The 24062-nt window shown below is 35.6% G+C and carries 27 protein-coding genes; 9 read left to right on the plus strand and 18 right to left on the minus strand.

What is annotated here, in order from left to right:
• The first annotated feature begins 16 nt into the window (after window positions 1-16).
• From BUB12_RS10535 to BUB12_RS10560, 6 genes are all read left to right on the plus strand, one after another.
• Entirely contained in the window at window positions 17-1741 is a 1725-nt protein-coding gene (locus BUB12_RS10535; RefSeq protein ID WP_072890742.1) for a LytS/YhcK type 5TM receptor domain-containing protein, read from the plus strand.
• Window positions 1742-1755: 14 nt separating this feature from the next.
• On the plus strand, window positions 1756-2484 hold the full coding sequence (locus tag BUB12_RS10540; protein WP_072890744.1) for a LytR/AlgR family response regulator transcription factor: 729 nt from the start codon (window positions 1756-1758) through the stop codon (window positions 2482-2484).
• Window positions 2485-2621: 137 nt separating this feature from the next.
• Complete coding sequence (locus tag BUB12_RS10545) at window positions 2622-4094, plus strand: carbon starvation CstA family protein (protein WP_072890745.1); 1473 nt, start codon at window positions 2622-2624, stop codon at window positions 4092-4094.
• Between the two features lie 156 nt (window positions 4095-4250).
• The gene (locus BUB12_RS10550) at window positions 4251-4634 is read left to right on the plus strand and encodes an SLAP domain-containing protein (protein WP_072890747.1); all 384 of its coding nucleotides are present in this window, start codon (window positions 4251-4253) and stop codon (window positions 4632-4634) included.
• Between the two features lie 158 nt (window positions 4635-4792).
• Window positions 4793-5245 carry a CBO0543 family protein gene (locus BUB12_RS10555; RefSeq protein WP_072890748.1) on the plus strand — a complete coding sequence of 151 codons (453 nt, stop codon included), beginning with the start codon at window positions 4793-4795 and terminating at the stop codon, window positions 5243-5245.
• Window positions 5246-5268: 23 nt separating this feature from the next.
• Window positions 5269-5793 (plus strand): CBO0543 family protein, encoded by a 525-nt coding sequence (locus BUB12_RS10560; RefSeq protein WP_072890750.1) that lies wholly within the window; start codon window positions 5269-5271, stop codon window positions 5791-5793.
• A 36-nt stretch (window positions 5794-5829) separates the two neighbouring features.
• Here BUB12_RS10560 and BUB12_RS10565 read toward each other — a convergent pair whose 3' ends face one another.
• From BUB12_RS10565 to BUB12_RS10590, 7 genes are all read right to left on the minus strand, one after another.
• The gene (locus BUB12_RS10565) at window positions 5830-6489 is read right to left on the minus strand and encodes a reverse transcriptase-like protein (protein ID WP_072890752.1); all 660 of its coding nucleotides are present in this window, start codon (window positions 6487-6489) and stop codon (window positions 5830-5832) included.
• A 70-nt stretch (window positions 6490-6559) separates the two neighbouring features.
• Window positions 6560-6850 carry a HesB/YadR/YfhF family protein gene (locus BUB12_RS10570; protein ID WP_072890754.1) on the minus strand — a complete coding sequence of 97 codons (291 nt, stop codon included), beginning with the start codon at window positions 6848-6850 and terminating at the stop codon, window positions 6560-6562.
• A 90-nt stretch (window positions 6851-6940) separates the two neighbouring features.
• A complete protein-coding gene (locus BUB12_RS10575; RefSeq protein ID WP_072890755.1) occupies window positions 6941-7660 on the minus strand; it encodes a YkgJ family cysteine cluster protein in 720 nt (239 codons plus the stop codon).
• 158 nt (window positions 7661-7818) lie between these two features.
• A complete protein-coding gene (locus BUB12_RS17865; RefSeq protein WP_200801055.1) occupies window positions 7819-7983 on the minus strand; it encodes a hypothetical protein in 165 nt (54 codons plus the stop codon).
• A 78-nt stretch (window positions 7984-8061) separates the two neighbouring features.
• Complete coding sequence (locus BUB12_RS10580; RefSeq protein ID WP_072890757.1) at window positions 8062-8973, minus strand: immunoglobulin-like domain-containing protein; 912 nt, start codon at window positions 8971-8973, stop codon at window positions 8062-8064.
• Between the two features lie 99 nt (window positions 8974-9072).
• Window positions 9073-9852 (minus strand): GTP-sensing pleiotropic transcriptional regulator CodY, encoded by a 780-nt coding sequence (gene codY, locus BUB12_RS10585; RefSeq protein ID WP_072890759.1) that lies wholly within the window; start codon window positions 9850-9852, stop codon window positions 9073-9075.
• A 227-nt stretch (window positions 9853-10079) separates the two neighbouring features.
• Complete coding sequence (locus BUB12_RS10590) at window positions 10080-10667, minus strand: vWA domain-containing protein (RefSeq protein ID WP_072890760.1); 588 nt, start codon at window positions 10665-10667, stop codon at window positions 10080-10082.
• A gap of 95 nt (window positions 10668-10762) precedes the next feature.
• Between BUB12_RS10590 and BUB12_RS10595 the strand changes: the two genes are divergently transcribed.
• A complete protein-coding gene (locus BUB12_RS10595) occupies window positions 10763-11251 on the plus strand; it encodes a hypothetical protein (RefSeq protein WP_072890762.1) in 489 nt (162 codons plus the stop codon).
• Here BUB12_RS10595 and BUB12_RS10600 read toward each other — a convergent pair.
• Together BUB12_RS10600 and BUB12_RS10605 are read right to left on the minus strand one after the other, a co-directional pair.
• Window positions 11248-11814 (minus strand): NADPH-dependent FMN reductase, encoded by a 567-nt coding sequence (locus BUB12_RS10600; protein ID WP_072890763.1) that lies wholly within the window; start codon window positions 11812-11814, stop codon window positions 11248-11250. The two genes, BUB12_RS10595 and BUB12_RS10600, sit on opposite strands and share 4 nt — an antisense overlap.
• A gap of 12 nt (window positions 11815-11826) precedes the next feature.
• Window positions 11827-12885 (minus strand): LLM class flavin-dependent oxidoreductase, encoded by a 1059-nt coding sequence (locus BUB12_RS10605; RefSeq protein ID WP_072890765.1) that lies wholly within the window; start codon window positions 12883-12885, stop codon window positions 11827-11829.
• Between the two features lie 149 nt (window positions 12886-13034).
• On the opposite strand from BUB12_RS10605, the gene BUB12_RS10610 reads away from it, so the two are divergent.
• Window positions 13035-13382 carry a winged helix-turn-helix transcriptional regulator gene (locus BUB12_RS10610; protein WP_072890766.1) on the plus strand — a complete coding sequence of 116 codons (348 nt, stop codon included), beginning with the start codon at window positions 13035-13037 and terminating at the stop codon, window positions 13380-13382.
• 668 nt (window positions 13383-14050) lie between these two features.
• Here BUB12_RS10610 and proC read toward each other — a convergent pair.
• From proC to BUB12_RS10640, 6 genes are all read right to left on the minus strand, one after another.
• On the minus strand, window positions 14051-14848 hold the full coding sequence (gene proC / locus BUB12_RS10615; RefSeq protein ID WP_072890768.1) for a pyrroline-5-carboxylate reductase: 798 nt from the start codon (window positions 14846-14848) through the stop codon (window positions 14051-14053).
• Window positions 14849-14942: 94 nt separating this feature from the next.
• Window positions 14943-16229, minus strand: coding sequence for a DUF2254 domain-containing protein (locus BUB12_RS10620; RefSeq protein WP_084063301.1), 1287 nt, complete (start codon window positions 16227-16229; stop codon window positions 14943-14945).
• A 104-nt stretch (window positions 16230-16333) separates the two neighbouring features.
• A complete protein-coding gene (locus tag BUB12_RS10625) occupies window positions 16334-16474 on the minus strand; it encodes a YpzI family protein (RefSeq protein WP_072890769.1) in 141 nt (46 codons plus the stop codon).
• A gap of 73 nt (window positions 16475-16547) precedes the next feature.
• Window positions 16548-16706 (minus strand): aspartyl-phosphate phosphatase Spo0E family protein, encoded by a 159-nt coding sequence (locus tag BUB12_RS10630; protein ID WP_084063302.1) that lies wholly within the window; start codon window positions 16704-16706, stop codon window positions 16548-16550.
• A 112-nt stretch (window positions 16707-16818) separates the two neighbouring features.
• Window positions 16819-17538, minus strand: coding sequence for a ZIP family metal transporter (locus tag BUB12_RS10635; RefSeq protein ID WP_072890771.1), 720 nt, complete (start codon window positions 17536-17538; stop codon window positions 16819-16821).
• A gap of 89 nt (window positions 17539-17627) precedes the next feature.
• Window positions 17628-19652, minus strand: coding sequence for an LTA synthase family protein (locus BUB12_RS10640; RefSeq protein WP_072890772.1), 2025 nt, complete (start codon window positions 19650-19652; stop codon window positions 17628-17630).
• Window positions 19653-19815: 163 nt separating this feature from the next.
• Between BUB12_RS10640 and BUB12_RS10645 the strand changes: the two genes are divergently transcribed.
• Window positions 19816-20955, plus strand: coding sequence for a CAP domain-containing protein (locus tag BUB12_RS10645; RefSeq protein WP_072890774.1), 1140 nt, complete (start codon window positions 19816-19818; stop codon window positions 20953-20955).
• A gap of 563 nt (window positions 20956-21518) precedes the next feature.
• On the opposite strand, the gene BUB12_RS10655 is transcribed toward BUB12_RS10645, so the two are convergent.
• From BUB12_RS10655 to BUB12_RS10665, 3 genes are all read right to left on the minus strand, one after another.
• Window positions 21519-22361, minus strand: coding sequence for an aldo/keto reductase (locus BUB12_RS10655; protein WP_072890777.1), 843 nt, complete (start codon window positions 22359-22361; stop codon window positions 21519-21521).
• A gap of 65 nt (window positions 22362-22426) precedes the next feature.
• The gene (locus BUB12_RS10660; protein WP_072890779.1) at window positions 22427-23143 is read right to left on the minus strand and encodes a hypothetical protein; all 717 of its coding nucleotides are present in this window, start codon (window positions 23141-23143) and stop codon (window positions 22427-22429) included.
• Window positions 23133-23657 (minus strand): sigma-70 family RNA polymerase sigma factor, encoded by a 525-nt coding sequence (locus tag BUB12_RS10665; RefSeq protein WP_072890780.1) that lies wholly within the window; start codon window positions 23655-23657, stop codon window positions 23133-23135. The genes BUB12_RS10660 and BUB12_RS10665 overlap by 11 nt, the downstream gene beginning before the upstream one ends.
• Window positions 23658-24062: the final 405 nt, after the last annotated feature.

The raw sequence follows: 24062 nt of genomic DNA on the forward strand, positions 1-24062 counted from the left end.
GAAAGGTACTGACAATATGTACACGTTATTAATTTTAATGTTAGAACGACTAGGGATTATCGTTCTGATAGCCTTCTCTTTAACTAGGCTTCCTTTATTTCAAAATATGGTATCTTCTACCCCTTTGAATCAAATGCAGCAGTATAAGGCTGTACTTTTCTTTGGAGTATTTGGGATCGTAGGTACATATGCAGGACTTACTTTTAGTTCCGACACATTAGATATTGATCGATGGACAATCAATGTTCAAGAAGATGAGGCCATCGCAAACTTCAGAGTTATTGGTGTTGTTTTAGGTGGATTGCTTGGTGGATATAAAATTGGTATTGGTGCAGGTATTCTAGCAGGACTTCATCGTTATATGCTGGGTGGATATACTGCATTAAGTTGTGGTGTTGCAGCTATTATTGCAGGTATATTTTCAGCCTATTTTCATAAAAAAGAGAGAAATATTCCCCTACCAAAAGTATTTTTCATTGCTGCAACTGCAGAAGTCATCCAAATGGCACTCATTCTCTTGTTATCAAGGCCAATAGAAAAAGTCATACCACTTGTTCAAACCATCGGCCTTCCGATGGTGCTTGCCAATGGTTTTGGTGGTGCACTATTTATGTTAATTATTCAGAACGTCTTAAATCAAGAGGAAAAAATCAGTGCAAATCAAGCACAATTATCATTTCGAATTGCTGATCAAACCCTTGTCCATTTACGGAAAGGGTTAAATGAACCATCTGCTAAAGAAGTATGTGAGATATTATATCGCGAAACAAAAGCAACTGCCGTCTCCATAACAAACCAAGAAATGATTTTAGCTCATGTAGGGTTAGGCAGTGACCACCATGTTCAAGGAAGTCAAATCCAAACAAAAGCAACAAGAGATACTATTCAATCAGGTAAATTAATTATCGCTAATGATAAAGCAATCCATTGTGATAATAAAGATTGTCCACTAAATGCCGTACTAGTCGCTCCCCTAAAACAGAGAAATAAAACGATCGGAACATTAAAGTTTTACTTTGAATCAAAGAATGAAATTAATTCTACCGTTAAAGAGTTAATATTAGGGCTAAGTGATTTATTGAGTAATCAATTAGAGATTGCAGAAGCAGAAAAGAAATTGCAACTTGCCAAAGAAGCCGAAATCATGGCGTTGCAAGCGCAAATGAGGCCACACTTTCTCTTTAATACATTGAGCGCGATTACATCCTTAATACGAACTGATCCAACAAAGGCACGAAAACTATTACTAGCACTTTCACACTTTTTAAGACAAAATGTATCTTCCACTACGATTACTGAAGCTCCCATCCAATCAGAACTACAACATGTAAAAGCTTATCTTGAAATAGAAGAAACACGCTTCAGCAATCGTTTAAAAGTATTTTATGATATTGATAAAACCCTGTTAAACAAGAAAATACCACCATTATCATTACAACCAATTGTAGAGAATGCTATAAAACATGGGTTAAGAAACATCGCAGCAAATGGGAAAATAACAATTACTATACAAAAACAAGATCATTCCATTCTTGTATCAGTTACAGATAATGGTGAAGGAATCTCGGAGGAAAAAATGACTCATATCGGAAAGCAAGTAGTACCATCAAAGACAGGTACTGGTATGGCAATCTATAATATAAACCGAAGATTAGTATCGATGTTTGGAGAAAAAGCCAAATTGACGATTGAAAGCAAACCTAATGTTAGAACGAGAGTTAGCTTTCTAATTCCAGAGTAATGGGAGATGTTAGAATGAATCAAAAAATCCGTGTTCTAGTGGTAGATGATGAGCAATTTAACCGTGAAGAATTAATTTATTTACTAAGTCAGTACCAAAGCATAGAAATCATTGGTGAAGCTGATTCTGGGGAAAGTTGTTTAGTACAAGCGATGAGAAAACATCCTGAAGTTGTTTTTCTAGATATTGAAATGCCAGTGATGAGTGGATTGCAAACGGCAGAACTTCTATTAGACTTAAAAAAACCTCCTTTATTAGTATTTGCAACGGCTTATCCTGATTTTGCTGTACAAGCTTTTCGATATGAAGCTATCGACTACATTCTTAAGCCTTATGATGAAGATTTACTAGAGCAGACTGTACAACGAATTGAGAAGAAGCTGAACACAACTACTGAATTAGAACACACTAATGTAAATAAACTAGGGATTGAAGTTGAAGGTGAGGTGATTTATATAGATCCCAATGACATTTTGTATTTACATAGTGAAGAGAAGCAGGTTAAGGTTTTTACTAAAACAAGTGATTTTGTAACTAAAAAAACTTTAAAGGAGTTAGAAGCAAGACTTTCATCCTACCCATTTTTACGAACGCATAAAAGTTATGTTGTAAACCTGGATCATGTTAGTCGATTAACGCCATGGTTTAATGGTGCTTATAACTTATCCATGAAAGGAAAAGATGAACAATTACCAGTTAGCAGAAACTATGTAAAAACATTAAGAGAAATTCTTGAGCTTTAATGTTTTCTTTTTATCCACGTGAAATAACATCTTATCTATTGATATTGACATCTTATCAGAATAAGTCCTTCACTCTGTCCTTCCTAGCTATAATGGACATGTAAACGATAACAAGTCACCCGAGGGAGGAACATAAGATGTTTACATTTATTGGAGGAATTATTCTATTAATCATTGGTTATTTCACATATGGAAAATTTGTTGAGAAAGTATTTGGTGTAAAGGATGACCGTCCAACACCAGCCTTAACAAAAAAAGATAACGTAGATTATATGCCACTAAAGAAAACAAAAAACTCGTTAATTGAGTTAATTAGTATCGCCGGAGTTGGTCCTATTTTTGGGCCAATTATGGGAGCGCTTTATGGTCCAGTTGCATTTGTATGGATCGTTATTGGATGCATCTTTGCTGGAGCAGTACATGATTACTTAACTGGGATGATATCAATCAGAAATGGTGGGGCTCATCTTCCACAGCTAGCAGGAAAATTTTTAGGCAGATTCATGAAACATATCGTAAACATATTTTCAATTTTGTTATTACTACTAGTTGGAACAGTATTCGTAAGTTCTTCCGCTACACTTATTTTCGATGTTATTAATGGAAAAGTAGCATTAACCATCTTAATTGGGATTGTGTTCGTATACTATATCCTATCTACAATGCTACCAATTGATAAAATCATAGGAAAGTTATTCCCGATTTTCGGTATTCTCTTATTACTTAGCACCATTTCACTCGGGATTGGTTTAGTGGTAACTCAAGCACCAATTCCAGAATTATCATTTACAAACATACACCCTGAAGAAGCACCTATTTTTCCATTGTTATTCTTAGTCATTTCTTGTGGGGCTATATCAGGATTCCATGCCACTCAATCACCAATTATTGCTCGTACAACTGGTAGAGAAAAAGAAGGGCGAGGAATTTTCTATGGAATGATGATTGGTGAGGGAATCATTGCCATGGTTTGGGCTGCAGCCGCAATGAGTTTATTTGATGGACCTGTTTCGTTAAATGAGCTAATTAACACCGTCGGCACAAGTGGTATCGTAAGTGAAGCGGCAACTATGATGTTTGGTTCTATTATTGGGACGATCGTTGTAATTTCAATCATTGCTTTACCTCTATCTTCTGGAGATACTGCTTTTAGAAGTGCTCGCATGGTAATAGCAGACTATTTCAATATTCCACAAAAGAAAATTATCAAGCGATTAATGATTGCTTTGCCACTATTTGCAATATCTATTGTTTTATCAACGATGGACTTTACTCTACTTTGGAGATATTTCTCATGGGCAAACCAATCTCTAGCAGTAATTGCACTGTGGGTAGGTGCCATGTACTTGTTTATCGGTAAACGCAACTATTGGATTGCATTCATTCCTGGTATTTTCATGACATATGTTGTAACGGCCTATATTCTAAATGCACCAATTGGATTTAGATTACCTATGGATATCACTTATATCTTAAGTGCCATCATTACAATTAGCGTAATATTACTATTCTTCAAATATGCTCGAATCAACCGTGCAAAGGAATTCCCAATGGACGAAGATTTGAAAGAATGGACTGAAAACCCAGCTGTTGCTGTTCCACATTGTTAGGTAAACATTTTATAGACTATTAGACCATCAATTCTATGTGATTGATGGTCTTCTTTAGATTTATCTCCTTTGGAATAATGCCAAATACCTCAATTTATGATAGAGTATACATACTCTTACGTTCATTTAGTAAATAAAAATTGAAAGAGGTTTCTTATGCAACAATTACAATTTGAATCTGCCTGGGATAAAACCATTGCTAATGACGATCGAGAACACATTATTCAAGTGTTTAACAAAAATATGGACCTTTATCACCAATCTCAAGGAATATCCTTTACTTCCCTTCGTTATGCGAAAAATCATAAAGATGATTTGCTAGTCATAGCAATTGTCCATAACACAACAAATGAGCCATTTATATTTAAAGATCAGATGGTTAGTTACACCGTGAATCATGAATTGATTGGGGAGTACTCATTCTCCATATCAGTTGATCATCTTCCTCCAAAAACGAGTATGCCATGGACATTTATCTATCCGAAAGGAACTTATTCTTTAGAAGTTAATAAATTAGGTGTCTTGAAATTAGAAGATTGATATTTCGCTTCGTCATACATACGACCAAGACAGAATCATCCTCAGAATAATAGTGCAGGTGCTTACCTATAATAAGCATCTACACTATTTTTTTATTATAAAGGAATATTTTTACATATTTATTTCAAACTATTTATATAGCTACTGGAGGAACGATGATGATTTTTTTAATAACAACGATAATCTTATTTGTTGCAATCGTTTATTTTATGCCAAAAAATGTATCAAAATTGGATATGTATGTAACTACATTGTTTGTTACTGTGTTACACCTAATGACAGATATTGTACTTGAATTTAAATATGGATTATATGGGTATTTTGAAGTTGGGGTTGACTATAAAACCTTTCTAATTACTTTTTTTATTTATCCCACTGTCAATTTAATGTTTATCAACTTCTTTCCTCATCAGAAGAGTTTCTTTAAAAAAGCCCTATACATTATTGGTTTTTCGGCTTTTGCCTTAACTTATGAATATATATCCGTAATGGTTGATATTTTTCATTACTATAGATGGAAGCCTTGGTACTCCATTCCAATATATCCGATCCTTTATTTATTAGTTATCGGCAGCCTTACAATAACTAGAAAACTTCAAAAAGAGATTTAAGCTAGAGAATTGGAGAGAAAGTAATGCATTTTTTTTATAACGGAGTATTCTTAATAGCAGTGTTATTTTGGGGGAAATTGGAAAATTGGAAAGAGTATTATTCTACAATACTCTTTTTCATTGCTTGTGATTTTTTTGCCAATATTATTACGTATAATAATAGTTTATGGAAGTATCAAGAAACTGTCTTTGGGCAAGAAATCCTAATGAATCATACCATCATAAATTTATTAATTATGTTTGTTGCCTATCCAGCGACAATATTTCTTTTTATTGGATACTTTCCTTCAAAAAAATGGAAAAAGATAGGTTGGATTTTATTCTGGGTCTCCTTGTACTCCATAGTTGAATATATTAATTTGCATTTTTTTACGTTAATCACCCATCATAACGGATGGAATATGGCTTGGTCGGTATTGTTTAACATAGTGATGTTTACTTCTCTACGAATTCATTATCGAAAACCATTATTAGCATGGTTAATTGCAGCAATTTGGAGTGTAATCATAATCTTGTACTTTAACATTCCTTTTACAAAAATGAAGTAAAATTCCTCAGTGAAACAACTCTTTAACACTGAGGATTTAGTTTGGCAACTCCATCACACTTGTAATATCGATATGATTAAGTGCCTGGCTAGCTAACTGGTCTGCTTCACGGTTTCTCTTTCTTGGAACAAGTTTATACTCAGGCTGAATTCCTAATTGTTCCATTTTCTGCTCCAATCTGTCCGCCCATTTAGAAAGTTCTTCTTCATAGACTGGCCACTCTTCATTCATCTGATTAATCACTACTTGAGAATCCCCGACAAAAGTAACTGTCAAATGATGTACTCCCATCAACTCTAGTTCTTGAAGTGCCAAATGAAAAGCTGCGTATTCTGCTTCATTATTAGATTCGAGTTCCTCAATTAATGTATTCTTTCTTAAACGATAGGTTTTACCATTTTGTTCATAATAAATGGCACAACCTATTCCAGATTTCTTTGTTTGAATATCATATCCCCCATCGAAGTAAACCGTGATATTGTGAGGTTCTGTTTGAATTCCTTCTATATGTTTCATTAGGTCTTTAATTGTCCAAGTACTATCATAACGGTCGATTATTGTAATATGTTTCAAGCGTTTCGTTTTCTCAAGATCTTCAATGATCAATAATGCTTTCTCTGCACGCATCATATCAGAAGTAAAGTCAACCGTTGTTCCTTTTGGGGTACTATAAACTAGTTCAAGTTTTACATCCATATAAAACCGTCCTTTTAGTTGCTGTTATTGGCTTATGAAAAACCCGCAATTCACATTGCGGATTTCTTGGTCATACTTCGTGGAAAAGATATTCTACTTCATCATCTTTCTTAACAACTTCCATATTATATTCCTCAAGAAACCAAGAGTCTTCTTCGGTAAAGAAAAAATTAATTCCTTCTACTTCCTCTTTTACAAAAATATTTCCTTGTTGACCAACTTTCATTCCTAAGAAATAGTTAGGGTGTACGGTTGGGATTCCACCATAAATTTTTAAGAAAAATTGAACAAAGTCTCCCTGTTCTAAATCCAATTCCTCTATGAACCATTTTGCTGCATCACTACTAACCTTCAGTTTCATACGACACCTTCTTTTGTTGTTATACTTACTACTATTTTGCGCAAAAACTTGCTTATTAGTAAAGTATTTCGACTTTGAGGTGTGCAGAACTTATTTAAACCAATTGATTAAATAATCATGTTCATACACATCATTTGGATATTCTACAAACCCCGTATCTCCTTCTTCATACAAGATTTGCATAAATTCATTTAAAGCCCCCATATATTCGCCGTATAAAAACTCGAAGCTTATCGTTTCCTTAGGCATGAAATTGTCCTTACATACTTCAGGGTCCGTATAATTCATATATGTCCTACAAGGTATTGGTCGAACTTCGTAAGCCATGCATTGGTTTGTATCTGTATTTAGTAATGGGCATGGGATGAGGATTTTCCTGTATTTCAACTTGAAGTCTTCATCCGTTTCTCGGTCTAAATCTTTGATATCATCTATCTTATCAGCATATTTTTCATAGTAATTCTTTAAGTGGTGTTCAATTTGATTTTTTCGTTCTGAAGGGAAACTGGCAATAGCCTTTTTCATCAACTTCGCTTCCATCCCATTGACGATAATAGGAAAGTAGCAACAAAAAGCACATCCCATTCGACAGGTTGCAGTCATATCGATCGTATTTTCCATGTTAGAAATTTCATCGCTTACTATTTGAAGTAACTCTTTATAACTTCCAATTAATTTTTCGTCAATTATTCCCTCATGGTCCAACCACACATCAACAATCTCATAAAATTTGTCTTCATCTATTTCATACACGTTCTGTAAATGATTTATTTTCTTCTCAATAGCTTCCAATGTTAAAAATTTTTCCATTTATAGTCCCCACTTAATATCATGTCAATTAGCAATACTCTATTTTACCATTTCTAATTGTGGAATACACGATTTTTTCCCATTAGAAAATCCGGACAGATGAACTTAATAAATTCAACTGTCCGGATGTTTTAGGGAATTATACTGCTTTACCGCATTTATCCTCTTCTACGTTTATTTCGTTTGCCATTTAAATTTAAGAACTCTGTGTCTTCAGCAATTTCGGTGTCTTTCATTTTTTCTCGTTTAGGTTGTGTATCGTATTTAATGACGTTGCGCTGCTTTCCCTTGTCTTTGTTTTTATTTTTATTTTCCTCTGACATATCGATTCCTCCTAAGGTTCATTCTACAATCGTATTATGCCCTTAAGAAAAATTCTTATTTGGTCTTGCTACAATGACTTACTCTATCGTAAATTCGGCAGCTAAAGTAGCTGAAAGCTCCATATTGGATGCTTGAATGTCTTTCACCACACGATAAGTTCCACTATCTAATTCTTCAATTGACACTTGTTGTTCAAATGTCTTATTTACTGAGAGATTTAATCCAATATCTTCAAATGCTAATTCTAACGGTACTGTTTTCCAAATACCTTTTACTTTTTTCTCAACAGTGTACGATTTTCCAAAGAAGAGATAGGTTGGTCCGTAGTTCTCTAATATTAAGGTTAATTCTGAATCGCTGTTTGCATAATTGTTTTTATCAGTTTTAATTGCTGCATTTAGCTCTTCAGAAGGGACATAAATATAGGAAATTCTAGTATCTTCCACTTCACCTTTTTGATTTAATACTTCAACAGTTAGAATATAAGCCACATTTTCCTCATTAGGTAAAGCATTTACATATATTTGTTCGTCCTCAAAAACCGTTTCCACATAAACGAAATCATCAACTATAGTTTCTTCAATCTCCTTTAAAGATTCTCGCTTGGTCAATTGAATTCGAATGTCACGATCCATTGTTACGCCATCTTCTTCGTGGGCGAATAACCTCACCTCAAAGTCATCATTTGGTCGCTTAATTCCCATTGCTAAACCATAGCCTAACTGCCCTTCTCCATTTTCTAAGAACCATTTTCCAGTTGGCGCATTGTATTCAGTTACTTTCCATAGATCTTCTGTATCTGGAAATTGTACAGTATTTTCATTTTCTTGAACATCACCAATTTGACTCAGTAACTCTCCATGTCCTGTTTCCCAATTATCCTCGTCCTTTGAATTCACCTTTTTTTCACTTGTTCCTTGACCACAACTAACTAAAATAACAGCGGTTAATAGTATAAATGTATATCTAAGTAAGATTTTAACAGGCATTTGAATACCCCCTCAGATATTAGACGTAATAACCATCAGTATTGTTTCTTATTCCTATCAAAAAAACCTACTCGCCATCACGAATAGGTCCTTTTACTATTATTTACTTCTTAGCTTGTCTAGCTCAGCTAGGAATTTATTGTTAAGTACTTTAATGTACGTACCTTTCATTCCTAATGAACGCGAATCAATTACACCAGCACTTTCTAATTTTCTTAGTGCATTTACGATTACTGAACGAGTAATTCCAACACGGTCTGCTACTTTTGAAGCGACTAGTAAACCTTCTACGCCATCTAACTCTTCGAAGATATGGTCTACTGCTTCTAATTCACTATATGATAGTGAGCCAATTGCCATTTGAACAACGGTATTGCTACGTACTTCCTCTTCTTTTGCTTCTGATTTTTCACGTAACATTTCCATACCAACAACTGTTGCACCATATTCTGCTAACAATAAGTCATCACTTTGGAAATCTTGATCTAGGCGAGACAAGATTAATGTTCCTAAGCGTTCCCCACCACCAACAATTGGAACTAATGTTGTAAGGCCCGTTTTAAACAATTCTTTATTTTCTACTGGAAACGCAGTAAACTGACTGTCAATATCAAGATTTGCAGTTGTTTCATATATTCTAGTTAAACCATCTGTATATTCTTCTGGGAAATGTCTTTCTTCCAACATATTCTTCATGCGGTCATTTTCGATTTCTTGAACAATGGCAAAACCATGAAGGTCACCATCTTTGTTAACGATAAAAATGTTTGCGTTGATTACCTCGCGCAGTATTTCTGCAAGTTCTTTATAATCAACCGAATCACCTCTTGAGTTTTGCAAGGTGGCATTAATTCTTCTTGCTCTTGTTAATAAATTCACAATACATCCTCCTAAAATCCTCTAAAATATCTTTAAGTACATTCTGTTTTGTAAGTGACATAAACCTACCAGATATACTATAAGACAAAATTCGCGAGGAATCAACAAAGACCACACAATTTACACATTTTTTTAACAAATCGTAATTTATATGAGATATTGTGAACATTTGATTGGACAAATAAAGAAAAGTATAATAGAGCGAACCTTCGAAATAGTATTGGAATTTACAAATTTCCTCTTCGATAACTTATTTCTTGATTAGCGACCTCATACATTTTCTCTAGACCTCTCGGAGATGCATCATACTGAAATGCATCTCTTTCATCAATTCCAAAGCGTTTTGCTTCTTTTTGAACATCAATATTTGCTCCCAAGAAGATAAACTCCCAATTATGTTTTTCTTTTTGGTTTGTTATTAATTGATGGATGTTTTGATAAGTAAATTCTTGACTCGCATTTTCTAATCCATCAGTTGTAATGACAAACAACACTTGGTCTGGTCTCTCACTTTCTACTGTATTTGAAATTCGATGACTAACCTCTACAATTGTTTTCCCCACTGCATCTAGCAATGCTGTCATTCCTCTAACAAAATATTCCTTATCGGTTAACTGTAGTTCCTTAGCATTTTTACCATTCCACAATATTTCGTATTGATCATCGAATAAAATTGTACTAACAATAGTCTCCCCTTCTAATTTGCTTTGTTTTTCAACAAACGCATTAAATCCACCGATCGTGTCACTTTCCAGGCCACCCATTGATCCACTACGATCCAATAAAAAGATAATTTCCGTTAATGACTTCCTCATCTACTATCATCCCTTCTTTTCGTTAACATGGTATAATAATAGCTAATTTCACATTCGTTATGGTCGCCTGAGAAGCGACAAAAGGGAGGATTACCATGTTAAGTAAAAAGATTCTCAATGAACTCGAGCAGTATATCAATGAACACCTCGTAGAACGGACGATGATGAAATTTAGTGAATTAAAGCGTGAACCTATCTTAGAAAGTGATGTCATTATTGATGAATTAGAGAGTTTTATTAAAGACAAACAAGATGCGTCCTTTGCTGAAGTTCTATTTCATTATATAGATAAAGAAGGCTTAAAAGATGCAGATGTCTATAAAAAAGTTGGACTGGACCGTCGCCATTTTTCTAAAATACGATCGAACCCTGATTACCAAGTGAGTAAACCAACTGCCATTTCATTAGCAATCGCACTAGAATTAAATGAAAAAGAAACCGAAAAACTGCTTCACGCAGCCGGCTTCTCCTTAACAGATAATCATCCGTTTGATTTAGTAATTCAATTTTGTATTAATAAAAAAATATATGACATTGATGAAATCAATCAGGCCTTAGACTACCTTAACTTAAAGACACTTTAAAATCCGTACTGCGCTTCTTTTGCTTCACGTATTTTTTGATATGTTTCCGTTAAGCTAACCGTGTCTTCAACAAGTCTTTGAAGTCGGAATAAAATATCTTCGTTCGTAATTTCTTTGCGATAGAAATCCTTTTCTTCAATAAATACATACGTTTGAACAATTTGTGCTTTCATATAAGACAATATTGGTTTTAGCTGCTGTTCGGGTATTAAAAAGTGTTTAGAAGAACCAGCTGTTACCAAGATACTTACGACTTTATCTAAAAAAGCTTGCTCTGGAAGTAAGTCAAAGATATTTTTCAATGTTGCTGGGATTGAGGCTTGGAAGATTGGTGTACCGATTACAACCGCATCAGCTTCCATAATCGTTCTAGCAACATAACCTGTATCGCCTTCATATTCTAGAAAATTCCTGCCATCACTAAACTGAACATCATAATCTTTTAAATCAATTAGTGTTACATCTGCCTCAGGATAATTCTCATTGATATAATTTATTGTATAATCCATTGCTGTTCTTGTCTTTGATCCGACTTTCGAGCCAGACAAACCAACAATCTTCATGAAAAGTTCCCCCTATTTTTTTGCTGTATGCTTTTTGATTGCCGGCAATATTTTCGTACCAATTAAATCAATATTGCGCTTCAATTTATCAAATGGAACGCCACCGAAATCCATTTGTCCAATATATCGTTGGTGACCGTATTGTTCATGTTGGTACAGAATTTTTTCAATGATAAGTTCCGGTTCCCCTATATTCATAACATTCCGTGGGTCACTTCCTTGTGCAAAATGTTGTTTAGGAAATCCTCTACCATTCGTTAATTTCATACCTTCATTAATAAAATTATATGTCTCTTGCTGTGCCTGTAACGTCGTATCCGCAGCATAGAAAAATCCTGCAGTAGCAACCGGCAATTGAGAAGGATCATGTCCATTATTTTCAGCTGCACTTCGATACGCATCGATGGAACGTTTAAAGACGGAAACTGGCCCACCTAAATGAGCAAGGAACATTGGAACTCCTGCAAAACCAGCCTTAATCGCACTAGTAGGTGTCCCCCCGACTGCTCGCCATATCGGTAAAGAACCGTTTAATGGACGAGGAAGTATTTTCGCATTTTTTAATGGTGCACGAAATTGTCCATTCCAGTTAACAACTTCCTCTTCATTTATCTTTTGAAGCAATTCAAATTTCTCTTCAAAAAGATCTTCGTAATCATGAATATTATACCCTAATAAATCAAATAGTCCCACTCTTGAAGCTCGACCTGCAATGATTTCTGCTCGACCATTAGAAATTAAGTCAATCGTTGCGAAATCCTCAAACACTCGTACAGGGTCTAATGTGCTTATAATCGTGGATGAACTTGCAATTTTTATATTCTTTGTTGCTTGAGCAATCGCTGATAAAACTACCGTATGTGCTTGAGTGGTGAAGAAATCTTGGTGACTTTCACCAACACTAAAAAAGTCGATACCTGCTTGGTCTGCGAGCTTTGCTAATTCAATAATCTCCTTTAATCGTTGCTGTGCTGAAATTCTATTACCTGTTTCAGGATTTAAAATATGATCTCCTAAAGTATATAGCCCAAACTCTAATCCTTTACTTGGATCAATTCGATATTTTTCCATTTCTTTCAATCATCCTCTGTATATTCTATGTTTTATTTCATTTTTCGATTTTACTCTTGCATATGTAATTATAGTAGATAATAATATTTAATGTAAGTACGCACTTAAAAGTTATATAGTATACAAAAAGATACTATTGGAGGATAACAATGAATATTGAACCTGAATTATGTCGTGTAGAGGATGCTCTTGGTATTTTAGTTGGAAAATGGAAGCCGATTATTCTTTTAAACTTATTGAAAAGTGGAACACAGAGATTTAGTGAGCTTAAACGAAGTATGCCTGGCATCACTCAGAAAATGCTAACCAAACAATTGAGAGAGTTAGAAGAAGAAGATATTGTCGAAAGGACTGTTTATCCACAGGTCCCTCCTAAGGTTGAATATTCCATCACTGAGTATGGAAAAAGTTTACAACCGATATTGGAAGCAATGCATGAATGGGGAACGAAGCATACACTGCATAAGAGGCAGAAAATGCAAGAACAGAATATGTAAATTTTAAAAGTGAATAAGTCTGAGACAAACCAAATTTTGAATGTATTCGATCGCTACGGAAATACACTTCGCTTTCACTTCCAGCACAAGTGCGACATCTGTTCAAGTTTCCTTCGGTCACTTTCACAGTGTCTTCTTTGCCTCGGGCGGCTGGTGAGCCAGGGAACTACTTGGTAAGGCTTCCTAGCACCCTTGCGCTGAGAAAGCCTACTGCGTAGCATTACTTGTAGACGCAAGCGCATCATGGGGTCTCACCTATGCCTCTGCTCCCGTAGGACAGATGTTTTAGGTGGGCGAGTAATCGCAATGAAACTACGCAGTGTTACATCTATGCTTTTGTGCCGAATAATCGCAGGCACAGTCCCAAGAAGGACATCGAAACCATAATCATCGCACGTAGGAAAATGTTCTTGATGTTAAAGGGCGTGTATTTCCTTCGCCTTTTTTGCATCAATTCAATTTAATAATATTGCAATAAAGATTGTTGATTGGAGCGGATGGCAGTCGACTCCTGCGGGAACAGCACGTGTCTGAAGACCCCACAGGAAGTGTTTTTCTTCCGAGGAGGCTGAAGCCGTGCCCGCGGAAAGCGACTGCCAGCAGCGAAAATCAACTAAGCACTAACTTCGAGTTATTAATAACTATAAAAAGCAATCAAGACTATTACTTTACTTTTCAAGTTTTTTTACATTAGATTTAACAGCTTGAATGATTGCATTACGAAATCCGTGCTCCTCTAAGCTTGCTACAGATTGAATGGTGCTACCTCCTGGCGAACACACATCATCTTTTAATTTTCCAGGATGTTCATCCGTAACTGCAACCATTTTTGCAGCTCCAAGTGTCGCCTGTGCTGCAATTTTATACGCTTGATCACGTGGCATCCCTTTTAAAACTGCTGCATCAGCAAGGGCTTCAATATACATATATACAAATGCAGGAGAAGAACCTCCGATTGCACTAGCTACATCCATTAATTCTTCATCAATAAATTCGACTTCTCCTATACTTTCAAACAGTTCCTTTATATACATTTTATCTTGATCGGTAATATAGTCATTTATACTAATACTAGTTAAACCTTCTCCAACTAAAGCTGGAGTGTTCGGCATTGCTTTAATAACCTTCATCTCATTAGGTAAGCGAGCTTCATTTTCAGCAATGGTTTGGCCAGCTGCTATTAAAACAACAATGGCATTTGGATTTAAGGAGTCATGAATTTCCTCGATAACTGATTCATACGTATCCGGTTTTACAGACAAAAATACAACATCACAAGTCTCAGCGATTTCTTTATTGTTATCTGCTATTTGAATTCCGTAATTCACTTTTACATCCATTAATTTTGGCATCGTTCGGTTAGAGGAATAAACCTCATCAGGACTTGCAAATCCAGAGTTGATGATTCCACCAATAATTGCTACGGCCATGTTTCCACTGCCAATAAATCCTATTTTTCTATTCATTTAAAAATCCCCTTAGAAGTAAATCAATTTGCACACAATTATTCATTGTAATATAGAACAATTATCATTACAACACTTTAACAACATGGGGAAGTCATTTCCCACAAGCCTGTTTTAACTTATCGTACATTGATTCAAGGTGTCTACGGTCATACTCCTCTAAGGAATCCCATGCAATGCTATTTACAATATAATAGTGAAAGGCCCACACTTTCCTTTTCAGTTCCTCATTATTAGAAAGAGCAATTTTATATAAAATCTCTAAAATTCCATAGCAAACTGACACATCTTCTTTTCCATAATATACAATTTGATAAAAACTCTTATATAAATAATCCTCAAAGGTTTTCACTCTCTTAATTAATCGGAGCTGACCTTCTTGATCCGTTAAAAATCCAACATTTTTATAGTGTTTGCCTAAATCACTTAATATCGAGCCAATTCGATTGATACAATCAATGGCTGTATCTGGATCATTAATGGAAGGGGATACAGCTTTGACAGCTATTTCGACGAGCTTTTGGATATTAAATTCAATATCTTCTAAGTCTGTTCGTTCATTCCCAATAATTATCCACTCTTCTATAGTTTCTAACTGTTCGACTGGTATTTTTTCATTCACACTTAAAATTGGTAAACCTTTCGTTACATAATTTCCAATCTCTTGCTTTAACACGATGACAGTTTCTTTTTCCTTTGCCCATTTCACAAGCATAGACCACTCAATTTTTTGGATATAGCCCGAATGTTTAGATAGCAACTCATGCGTCGATCGCTCGGTAATGTTTTTAACTTCCTCTTCGTCCCACGTTTCATACTCACCAAAATCCTTCTTATTCGAATAATTTTGGATTACCTTCACACTATCAACATGAATAAACTGAATTAAACTACTAACCTGGAGCCACTTGGAAGCATGGTGTATAAAGTAAATAAAAAATGCTAAACAGACAATAGCAATGATGGACATAAGAATCGGCCCAACCATCGTATCATGCATCCCCAACAACACTAAATTGCCTAAAGCAAAAATAAAGCCAAAACTAAACACGCCTAATACATGATGGGTTACCTTACTCTGCATAAAATCTTGTAATGTTCGAGGGGAAAATTGCGATGAATATGTTGTTAGAACAACCATGATTACCGAAAAACTAATGGTAGTCATCGTAAGAATTGCAGTAACTAACGATGTATATAGTCCTTTTGCTATTTCTTCTTCAATAAATAAAATCTCAGGTAAACGATGTTCTAAATCAGTTAGAATCATTTCGTCAATTAAATGAAATACAACAACAGATATAATAGAAAAAGCACCATATACTGTTGGGGTAAACCAAAAACTGTCACGAATTTTTATCCAAAATTTAAATTTATTCAACACAGTTCCTCCATGTAATGACATTCGTTGTACAAGTATTGGTAACATTAAGAAATGCTATTCATGTAAAAAGAGCCCTTTTAAAAAAGGCTCTCTCCCAATAATTATTTATGTCCATCATTTAATCGTCTTGCTTCTTCCGGGCTTGACATTTTAGCTCTACCTTTGTAACGAAGACCAACATCGCGATCGGATTCTACTCGTCCACTTTGCTTTAGCTTTTTCTCTTGACGGTCTCTTCCCATTCTTAGCACCTCCTATTGTTAAGATGATACCAATAGGGAAGTTTATTCATATACATTTCAGGTAGTTCCAGCATCATTCTTTAATTGAACAACGTTGATATTCCATAATTAATTCATCTAATTCCTGACTTCGTTTTACGGTTTCTTTGTCATTCATACCCTTCGTCTCAGCAGTTTCCAACATAACATTTCGTTTCTTGTTTATAATCCTTATTAAGTTCTTCTTCTCCAAAAAGGGCCTCCTCCAATATTCATGGTATCCATGTTAAAGGAAAATAAGAGCAATGGAAATGAGGAATCTCTCTCAATTTACTTATGCCCTCATATTCTTATATTCCCAGATTTTAGACAGATAAAACTAGGGATACCATCAAACCTATCGAAGTAATAAGACCTACACTAGGCCCACCATCTTCATAAGCTTCAGGCATCATGGTCGAACTCACCATTGCTACGATACCACCTGCTGCAAAAGTATTAATAATGGCAACAACATTTTCCGATGCATTATCTAGCAATGTATATCCACCCCATGAACAAAGCGATGTCAATACAAATACGACACCCCACATAAACAAAATCTTTGTTTTGGAGTAATTATCTTCCATTAATCCTATCGTACTTGATAACCCTTCTGGTAAGTTACTCATAAATATCGCTACTACTAAGGCTAAACTTACATTCGTATCAATCATACTTATACCGATAACAATTGCCTCTGGTAAAGAATCAATAATGGTACCAATAAAAATAGCCAAACCAGAATGTCCCTCGGGATTTTTTCGCGAGCGCTTCCGTTGATTGGCACCTTTTTTTGCAAGTATAAAGTTAAAAATTGTAAATACAATTGCTCCACCCATAAACCCTATTATTGTCGGAATAAGTCCTGCTTCTTCTGCTTCTACTATCAGCATTTCGAATGCTGCTGCACCTATCAATACTCCAGAGCCGAACGCCATGATGAAAGCAAGAAGCTTTTTGTTAATTTTAAATTTAATCCCAATTAACCCACCAATAAAAAGAGCAGAACCAGCAATCCCACCCCACATTAATGCCTGCAACATGAAATTCTCCTATCATTTAAAGTTCATGTTTAGCATAACTACATGACAGGAAATCATACATTATTGCAGGCTCGTCTTGACTACAGTTATCAATCCTTAATGACATCCATTACCTTTTCATAATAATTTTCATCTAGGATCTTAGTTGAATAATAAAATTTCTGATCAATTATAGAAGAGACCTTCTTCACATAATCATCTTCTACTTCCTTCTCATTAAAAGGAGTAAACGTACCAGTGATTGCATTATATTTTCCAATATCACTTATAAAGCTTTTGTTTCGAAACATAACTAAGGAAGGTGCATCTGAAAAAACATCCGTGCCCATCAATAATCTCGAGTCATATTCCAACCCGAGTAGATTCGAGATAGTTGGTAAAATATCTAAACTAGACATTGGTTTATCCACTTCTGTCTTTTCCATATCTTCTGTATAGACAATTAGGTTGCTTTTATAAATCCCAAAATCTTGATCGACCTTTTTACCTGACAATTCATCTATTGTTTCAAACTCAAGTCCATAAGGATAGTGATCGGCGCTTAAAACAATTAAAGTACGTTCCATTACTCCTGCTTCAGTAAGCTTTTCAATTAAGTATTGTAATGCCCGATCTAATTCAATTTGTGTTGCTAAATAAGCTTTTGCTTGCTCCGAATAATCAAGGGTTTCCACATATTTTTTATTTTTATGGGCCATATTATTGCCACCAAAGTTATATTCTAAATGGCCACTCACCGTCATATAATATGCATGGAACGGTTCTTTATTTATATATTCATCTATTGTTTCTTCCATCATCTCTAAATCCGATTCTGGCCACGTTTGAGTTACATGTAGTCCATTCCCTACTCCCTTATAGTCATATCCCATATTCGGGTGTGACAGGTCTCTGTCGTAATAATCATACGTATGGTTGTGGTAGGCATAGGTTGCATAACCAATATTCTTTAACTGATTTCCAAAGACAAACGGCACCTCATTATCACTTGAGCGTGAAAAACTCCATACTCCCGGTTTTGGTATAATCCCATTTAAGGCAACATATTCCCCATCAGACGTACTCACATCCCATAGCGGAACATAGAAATTATTAAATTGATATCCTTCATTTACCATTTTGTAAAGTGTTGGTGTAACTTCCTTCTGAACAGCATAGGGAGCATAGCCTTCAGCTGTTAGCATAATTAGATTATATCCTTCAAACTTACCAGTGAATTCGTTTTTCTTTGTTGGCTCAACACTTTGAAAATAGTGATGCATATTTTTAATATCTTCATTTTTTTCTTCACTGATTAATTGATCAAAATCGATATCCAGTACATTAAAACCATATTCCTCTGTATTAGGTTCAGGTATATGGGAACTTTCTTCTTCCTCATCTACTGGTTCATCATCTACCACATTCTTTTCTGGTTCTTCCTTTTCTTCTGGTATCCCATCAGCAAAAACCGGAGCCTCTACGGTTGGTGACCACTTCGTTATGTAACGTTGGAGATCGATTCGCATCGTGGTAAATAATCCTAATTTTTCAACTGAAAGATTTGGCGATGTTTCATTAAAATACATCTCATATGCCTGTTCCTCAATGTTTTTCCCACTTATAATTAAACCAACTCCAGAAATATGAATTAGAACAAAAAATGCAACGAACATCCCCACAACTTGGAGCTTAACTCTTTCAAAAGAAAATATTTTTTCACCCAAAATCACTTGAAATAGAAATGGCAAGAACAAAAGGATAATCCAAATTATGTTCTGTCCTATTGCATCCATTGCTGTATGTGAAAATTCCATTGCTTGACCAGCATGACCAACAGAGAAGAAGTTGTAGAACGTCCTGAAGATATCATGATAGATTACTTGACTAGAAAAAATAACAGTTACGATTAATAGAAAAAAAAGATGTAAAACAAAATTAAGTTTAGGATGAAATATACTAGTTATCGCGACAATTAAAAAAGATAACGAAATTGAAAATAAAAGTGTAACAAGAACTCCTTTTGAAAATACATGAATCATATGATTTTCAACAGCAATTCTTAAAATGAGTTCCATATATAATAGCGATAAAAGAATAAATGCCACTTGGACGTATTTATCCGTAATTTTCATTATTATCACCCCTCTTTCATTTTATCATATATAAAAGTAATTTATTTCCATTATTTTATATATTCTTTGTGTATACTTCTTCTATTGAACTGTTAATACTATAAATTCGAGGAATTATGCTAAAATAAGATAAGGGAATTTACTAGGTAAGGAGTGTAGAAAAATGTCCAAAGTTCGGAATTTTATTATTCTAGTAATCATCATTATGGCACTTTGGCATTTATATGGTGAAACCTTTAATCAATCCGGGTTACAAGGGGTTAAGGAAGACTTCCTTACTGATGTAGACGAGATCAGAGAAAACCCTATCGTTATCGAAACAGTGGATACAATTTCTACTGGGGTTCAATTATTAATTGGAAAAATATCCGAAAATATCCAGGATGAAGATGAGCAAATACAACCAAACATTCCTGCGCCAGATAAGCCAAATTTACAAGCTCCTTCTGTTCAGTCCTTTTCTATCCACAACATAGAAATCGGTGATACGAAAGAAGAAGTGGAATCCCAAGTTGGTTCAGCAAACAGAGAATCGTTAAATGAATATGGAGTAATGTGGCATGCTTACCATGAAAATTATCATAACTTCTTTATGGTTGCCTATGACGAGCATAATAGAGTCGTAGGATTATATACAAATCAAGATCTTCTATCAACAACTATTGACCTTTCCTTTAACGATACAAGAGATACCGTCCTCTCCACTCTAGGAGAACCTCTCTCAGGGATAAGAAAAGGATTAATCAATTACAAAATACAATCTCACAATGAATATGATACGTTTTCATTGGATGATAGCTATGTAACTATTTTTTATGACAAACATGAAAACAATACAATCACTGCCGTAGAATTAATTAGTGAAGAACTAGAAAAAAAGAAAGAAGCATTTTTTGGAATCCCTAGCCCAGAACTTAGGGAAGGATTGGAATATCAATTATTTGACCTAACCAATGCCTCACGTGTTATTCATGGGCTACCCGTTTTAAATTGGGATGAATCCGTAAGAAATACAGCACGAAACCACAGTATCGACATGGCCGAAAACAATTATTTTAGCCATACAAATCCACTAGGACAATCACCATTTGACCGGATGGAAGAAGACCAAATTGTTTTCCGAACAGCAGGCGAAAACCTTGCAGCAGGGCAATCCAGTAGTATCTTTGCCCATGAAGGTCTCATGAACTCTAAAGGCCACCGAGACAACATATTAAACCCCGCCTTTGAAGCATTAGCAGTAGGAGTCGCCTTTAACGAAGACAACCAACCTTATTATACAGAGAACTTTTTAGCGAAGTAGGATTGGGTTAGGAGTTGTGTTGGGGAGCGAGTTTTGCCTGTGTGGGAGCAGATTGGACTATTGGGGAGCGTATTTAGCTTGGGGGCGAGCGCGGACACGACATTGGGGAGCAAATTCAACCAGGGCGCGAGCGAGTTCTCAGCATTGGCGAGCATCTTCAAACCGGGGACGAGCGAATTCTCAACACTGGCGAGCATCTCCAGCCCGGGGGCGAGCGAGTTCTCTACATTGGCGAGCATCTCCAACCCGAGGGGCGAGCGAGTTCTCAGCATTGGTGATCATTTCTAACCCGGGGGCGAGCGAGTTCTCTACACTGGCGAGCATCTTCAACCCTGGGGCGAGCGAGTTCTCTACATTGGCGAGCATCTTCAAACCGGGGGCGAGCGAGTTCTCAACTTTGGCGAGCATTTCTAACCTGAGGGCGAGCGAATACACAACCCTGGCGAGCATATTCAACCCAGGGGCGAGCGTAAAACACCCTTGGCGAGCATCCCCATCCCGAGCCCCCTCAACCACATCAAAAATACTGCCTACAATTAAAAACCGTAGTCCAAAGACTACGGTTAAAATTCTTCATATACTGCTGGATCTTGATTTCGCATTCTTCCATCAGCACGAGTTAAGTCTGAAATACTCTTCATTTCGTGATCCTCAAGGGCAAAGTCAAAAATTGAGATGTTTTCCGTTTGACGTTCAGTTGATGAAGATTTTGGAATAGGTATTGACCCTAACTGATAATGCCAACGTAAAATAACTTGTGCTGGTGTTTTGGAATGATTTTTAGCAATTTCTTGTATCATCGGATTTAACATAATCTCATTACTACGATAAAGCGGGCTCCACGATTCTGTTTGAATTCTTTTTTCATGATGCCATTTCACTTGTTCTTCCTGATTGAAATATGGGTGCAGTTCAATCTGATTCATACTTGGTAAGACACCTGTTTCCTTTTCTAGGCGTTCAATATGCTCTGGTAAAAAGTTTGATACTCCAATAGAACGAATTAGTCCCCATTTTTTTGCATCAATCAGTGCTTGCCACGCTTCTACATATTTTTCTTGTTTCGGATTTGGCCAATGAATTAAATAGATATCATAGTAATCTAGGTTAGCGCGATACAATGACTCTTCAATCGCATTCACAGCATTATCGTAATCATGATAACGACCAGGCAATTTCGAGGTAATTCGCAACTCACTTCTTGGAACACTACTTCTCCTAACTGCCTCACCAACTGTTCCCTCATTTTCATAATTATAAGCTGAATCTAACAAACGGTAGCCACCATCAATTGCACTCTGGATGGAATGAACACCAGTAAACCCTCTAAGCTTATATGTACCTAACCCAATAACAGGCACTGTTAATCCATCATTTAACGTCACTTCTGGTACAATTTTACTCATTAAAACTCACTCCTTCTATAAATAGATTACTACAATATAGATTTTGCTTACAGTAAGAAAACCTACTAACTATACCCTTCTAACTTAAATACCCCCATACCTTTGCTAAAGGTAAAAGTCATTGTTTGTTTTTGAATGGCACCATTTAATTCGTCCGTAATCTCCACATGTAAATGATATCTGTTAAAAACTCTTTCAATATCTATTACTTTAAAGTCAATCAATGTTAAGTCGGCAGGTTGTGGATCACGTATTTCATACATGAGTAAGTTGGCATAGGCCATTTCACTAACAAAAAGTTCATTCGCTATCTCTTCCCTTTCTTCTTGCGTCAAATCAACATCATCAAACGTATATTTCAATTCAATCTTCTCAACACCATGTTGGATTAAGAAATCATCGGAATAAAAATACGGTGTAAATCCTTGGTATATAAAATACATGACTATCAAAAAGCTCGAAACAAATTGGATGATCGAACATTTAGGCAATTGACGGACCCATAAAGCTAGCTTTTTAGATAAAATAAAAAAGAAAATGATAACTACAATGAATAAGACAATTCGAATTAATTCTGGTATGTAGCGAGCTACGATACCACTGTGAATGGTAACAAAGTAAACAAAAGAAAAGAATAAGGTGTATAATGCAATAAAAATATCATGAATTAGATTTTGTACATAAGCTTTTTTTGTGACTGCCTTTTTACTAATGTTCGAAAATTCTAGGTCCCGAAAGTGCTCTGAATTCTTTAATTGGTCTTTGATTTCCTTATCTCTCATCCTCATTCACCTCATCCTTCAATAATTCTTTTGATCGACGTAGCCTTGATTTCACCGTACCTTCTGGAAGTTCTAGCATTTCCGATATTTCACGAGTATTAAATTCCTTAAAATAATAGAGAATAATAATTTCTCGATAATCAATTGGCAAATCCAAAATATAATTCGTTAGGTTACCTTCTTTGAATCGATTCATAGCAACCTGCTCAGCAGAAGGAGCTTGTGTGTTTTCGGTATGTGCTAAATTATCATCCACTGTTACATGTGTACGGTAGGCTGTTTTTAAATGATCTTTACTGAGATTGATTGCAATCCGGTATAACCACGTATGTAAAGCTGATTTCCCTTTAAAGGTCTTCCTCTTTGTAAAACACCGTAGAAACGTTTCTTGGGTAATATCTTCAGCTATATGACGGTCCTTCACATAGGAATACGCCACTTGTTTTATGCCAGTACCATATTTTTCGATTATCTCTTCATATTTCATTCCATTAATTTTGAAAAAACCTACCATAAGCTCACCTCAATTATTAGACGACATGGATTTGATATTCGATTAAAATGTTTATAAGAAAAGCGCAGAGTACCCGCTTTGCGACGTACGGATTGCGCCTGGCCATGCCAGGTGGTTCAACATTGCACAAAAAGTGGCGGTTTTAATTGAACATACCTTCGTAGGACAAGGAATGCTACGACAGCGAAGCATCGCACGCAGAAAATGCAAATGTAAATGCATTTTCAAGGAGATTAGATTAACTAAAACATTCGCCATTAATGGCGAATGTTTTAGTTAATCTTATGCTCGAAAGCGAAAAGGAAACATGCCCCTTCATAGGGGTATGCCGACGTTGGACGCAAAGTCCGCTTTTAGTCGGCCTTCCTTTATATCGGAGGCGATGTTGACTTTAACCACAAGGGT

The sequence above is a fragment of the Ornithinibacillus halophilus genome (genome assembly GCF_900129485.1).
GTDB classification, from domain to species: domain Bacteria; phylum Bacillota; class Bacilli; order Bacillales; family Amphibacillaceae; genus Ornithinibacillus; species Ornithinibacillus halophilus.

Excerpts from the sequence above, each read along its gene's own strand:
- BUB12_RS10645 (WP_072890774.1), top strand. The coding sequence starts at position 19,816 with ATGTCCAAAGTTCGGAATTTTATTATTCTAGTAATCATCATTATGGCA.
- BUB12_RS10665 (WP_072890780.1), bottom strand. The coding sequence starts at position 23,657 with ATGGTAGGTTTTTTCAAAATTAATGGAATGAAATATGAAGAGATAATC.
- BUB12_RS10550 (WP_072890747.1), top strand. The coding sequence starts at position 4,251 with ATGCAACAATTACAATTTGAATCTGCCTGGGATAAAACCATTGCTAAT.
- BUB12_RS10565 (WP_072890752.1), bottom strand. The coding sequence starts at position 6,489 with ATGGATGTAAAACTTGAACTAGTTTATAGTACCCCAAAAGGAACAACG.
- BUB12_RS10580 (WP_072890757.1), bottom strand. The coding sequence starts at position 8,973 with ATGCCTGTTAAAATCTTACTTAGATATACATTTATACTATTAACCGCT.
- BUB12_RS10570 (WP_072890754.1), bottom strand. The coding sequence starts at position 6,850 with ATGAAACTGAAGGTTAGTAGTGATGCAGCAAAATGGTTCATAGAGGAA.
- BUB12_RS10625 (WP_072890769.1), bottom strand. The coding sequence starts at position 16,474 with ATGGGAAGAGACCGTCAAGAGAAAAAGCTAAAGCAAAGTGGACGAGTA.
- BUB12_RS10600 (WP_072890763.1), bottom strand. The coding sequence starts at position 11,814 with ATGAAGATTGTTGGTTTGTCTGGCTCGAAAGTCGGATCAAAGACAAGA.
- BUB12_RS10605 (WP_072890765.1), bottom strand. The coding sequence starts at position 12,885 with ATGGAAAAATATCGAATTGATCCAAGTAAAGGATTAGAGTTTGGGCTA.
- BUB12_RS10610 (WP_072890766.1), top strand. The coding sequence starts at position 13,035 with ATGAATATTGAACCTGAATTATGTCGTGTAGAGGATGCTCTTGGTATT.
- BUB12_RS10660 (WP_072890779.1), bottom strand. The coding sequence starts at position 23,143 with ATGAGAGATAAGGAAATCAAAGACCAATTAAAGAATTCAGAGCACTTT.
- BUB12_RS10575 (WP_072890755.1), bottom strand. The coding sequence starts at position 7,660 with ATGGAAAAATTTTTAACATTGGAAGCTATTGAGAAGAAAATAAATCAT.
- BUB12_RS10635 (WP_072890771.1), bottom strand. The coding sequence starts at position 17,538 with ATGTTGCAGGCATTAATGTGGGGTGGGATTGCTGGTTCTGCTCTTTTT.
- BUB12_RS17865 (WP_200801055.1), bottom strand. The coding sequence starts at position 7,983 with ATGTCAGAGGAAAATAAAAATAAAAACAAAGACAAGGGAAAGCAGCGC.
- BUB12_RS10590 (WP_072890760.1), bottom strand. The coding sequence starts at position 10,667 with ATGAGGAAGTCATTAACGGAAATTATCTTTTTATTGGATCGTAGTGGA.
- BUB12_RS10535 (WP_072890742.1), top strand. The coding sequence starts at position 17 with ATGTACACGTTATTAATTTTAATGTTAGAACGACTAGGGATTATCGTT.
- BUB12_RS10640 (WP_072890772.1), bottom strand. The coding sequence starts at position 19,652 with ATGAAAATTACGGATAAATACGTCCAAGTGGCATTTATTCTTTTATCG.
- BUB12_RS10540 (WP_072890744.1), top strand. The coding sequence starts at position 1,756 with ATGAATCAAAAAATCCGTGTTCTAGTGGTAGATGATGAGCAATTTAAC.
- BUB12_RS10555 (WP_072890748.1), top strand. The coding sequence starts at position 4,793 with ATGATTTTTTTAATAACAACGATAATCTTATTTGTTGCAATCGTTTAT.
- BUB12_RS10655 (WP_072890777.1), bottom strand. The coding sequence starts at position 22,361 with ATGAGTAAAATTGTACCAGAAGTGACGTTAAATGATGGATTAACAGTG.
- proC (WP_072890768.1), bottom strand. The coding sequence starts at position 14,848 with ATGAATAGAAAAATAGGATTTATTGGCAGTGGAAACATGGCCGTAGCA.
- BUB12_RS10595 (WP_072890762.1), top strand. The coding sequence starts at position 10,763 with ATGTTAAGTAAAAAGATTCTCAATGAACTCGAGCAGTATATCAATGAA.
- BUB12_RS10560 (WP_072890750.1), top strand. The coding sequence starts at position 5,269 with ATGCATTTTTTTTATAACGGAGTATTCTTAATAGCAGTGTTATTTTGG.
- BUB12_RS10545 (WP_072890745.1), top strand. The coding sequence starts at position 2,622 with ATGTTTACATTTATTGGAGGAATTATTCTATTAATCATTGGTTATTTC.